This is a genomic window from Paenibacillus chibensis, from assembly GCF_004001045.1.
GTDB classification, from domain to species: domain Bacteria; phylum Bacillota; class Bacilli; order Paenibacillales; family Paenibacillaceae; genus Paenibacillus_AQ; species Paenibacillus_AQ chibensis.
This window is the reverse complement of the sequence record NZ_BIMK01000065.1, coordinates 1-1,699: the sequence shown is the minus strand read 5'-3', so window position 1 is coordinate 1,699 and position 1,699 is coordinate 1. Positions and strand designations below refer to the sequence as shown.

3 protein-coding genes are annotated in these 1,699 nt (G+C 44.5%); 2 read left to right on the top strand and 1 reads right to left on the bottom strand.

Annotated elements, in window-relative coordinates; translation table 11 throughout:
* Positions 1–214 precede the first annotated feature (214 nt).
* Entirely contained in the window at positions 215–388 is a 174-nt protein-coding gene (locus tag PCH05_RS27010; protein ID WP_164766821.1) for a hypothetical protein, read from the bottom strand.
* Positions 389–626: 238 nt separating this feature from the next.
* Here PCH05_RS27010 and PCH05_RS27005 point away from each other — a divergent pair, with 238 nt between their 5' ends.
* The gene (locus PCH05_RS27005) at positions 627–830 is read left to right on the top strand and encodes a hypothetical protein (protein ID WP_023559066.1); all 204 of its coding nucleotides are present in this window, start codon (positions 627–629) and stop codon (positions 828–830) included.
* 12 nt (positions 831–842) lie between these two features.
* Positions 843–1,073, top strand: a complete 231-nt coding sequence (locus tag PCH05_RS27000; RefSeq protein WP_127607811.1) for a hypothetical protein — start codon at positions 843–845, stop codon at positions 1,071–1,073.
* Positions 1,074–1,699: the final 626 nt, after the last annotated feature.

The following is a 1,699-nucleotide window of genomic DNA, read 5'->3' as shown; positions in this document are numbered from 1 at the left end:
TTCGTTTCTCGCTGCATTGTTCGTAAAACCCAAAGGATAGTACGGGGCCCAATCCGAATTTCGTTGGCTAAAATACACTGTAACGGTCGGTCAGGGCGATCCCTAACCGGCCGGTTTTGATTATGAGAAACGTTTACTTGTTCCAATCTGTACGGAATGTCCCCATCGATAATCTCAAAGGTTACGTTGACCAAGCTATAAAAGCCATATACTGTCAGACGCTATTTATTTCGGTTCCTATATTCTCCATCACTTCTTTGGTTCGCTCCATTAAACTCGGCTCGGTTGGAACATTTTCACTTGCCTTTCCATCCAAGATTATTGGAGATTTGTTACTTGTCGTTTGGATTCGCTGTTTAAATTGTGATTTAAGTTCGCTTTTTTCCATACCTTTCTCCTTTTCATTCGCCATTTTCAGAATATGCAACTGATATTATTCCGATTTTCATATCCTTTATGCATCATAGGAGTCAGGTCCCCAAAAGGCGGTGTTTCCGCCTGCATATAGACAACCAACCCGATAAAATTACTGGAAACCGGGCGGATGCCGTTGTCTCTTCTATGCGCCTGCCATAGACTAATGCTGTAAGATCAACTTTACCTAACCCAAGGAGGAATGTTTTCAAATGCAGTTTATCAAACAGGCAATGCCCATGTATACGCATGACCAGGCCGCTTATGTCAGGCAAATGTACGATTGGCACATGAAAATGGCTCAGTATCACGAACAATTACGTACCTTTCATCTGGAAAGGGCGAAACAATTTCAAAAGCTCTCCGAAGAAAAAGCGAAAACGTCAGAAATATCCAGCGACACCAGCGCCGCTTAAAGGCGAACCGACATGGAGCGACGTGATGAATTGGCAGCATTCCGAATCAAAATCTGGGACCGTTATGTAACCCTTCGTTCCCAATATGGAACCCGGATGCCCTTGTCTTTCGAACAGTTCTGGTATGACTTTCTGGCCAGACACATGATATCCGACAGCGGAGTCGAGCAAGTGTATGAGGACTTCTGCAACAACTGGGAGAATCAGTGCGTGGAAAATGTTTGCGATTCGAGCCATAGGTAGAATGCCGGAAGTTTTTTTAAACGAACCGATTCATACTTCGTTTTGTCCCGAGGAGGTGGCGGCCATGACAGAGGGGCAACCGGCGAAGAGCGAGGAAATGCTGCAAACCGCATTCCGATTAAACAAAATGTCCGACTTGCTCCGTGCGTAAGTTGGAAAATTCATTGTATAATTTTCGAAGACAACTTATCATGAGAAATAGGACCACCAAAAGGCCGGCTGTTGCCCAAAATGGGCAGCTCCGGCCTTTGATATTTGTATGCAGGGGACAAGGGTAGATGGGATCGAATCCAAGCGGAACTTTCACGATGCGGATTACTGCTTGGCGGAATAGGATGATTCGTTTCTGGACAACTTAAATGCTGTTTGCATAAATTTGGAAAGGCGGATACCTACATGTCACCAACATTCAGTACAAGCGTTGAAAACCGGACTATCTCTACCCCAAGACAACCGAATCGATGTAAAAATTGCATCTGGGGCAACTGGGATGGGTTGAAACAATTCTGTTCGAAACCTGTCTGCATTAAGAATCAACCAATATAAGGGGTCCACTTCTTTTACTTGATCATGTTCGGTTATCTGTAAACAATTCATGCCCAGTGACTGGCATTTTTGCCGATGAC

Bases quoted from the DNA above. Each gene is read 5' to 3' on its own strand.
- PCH05_RS27005 (WP_023559066.1), top strand. From the start codon at position 627: ATGCAGTTTATCAAACAGGCAATGCCCATGTATACGCATGACCAGGCC.
- PCH05_RS27010 (WP_164766821.1), bottom strand. From the start codon at position 388: ATGGAAAAAAGCGAACTTAAATCACAATTTAAACAGCGAATCCAAACG.
- PCH05_RS27000 (WP_127607811.1), top strand. From the start codon at position 843: ATGGAGCGACGTGATGAATTGGCAGCATTCCGAATCAAAATCTGGGAC.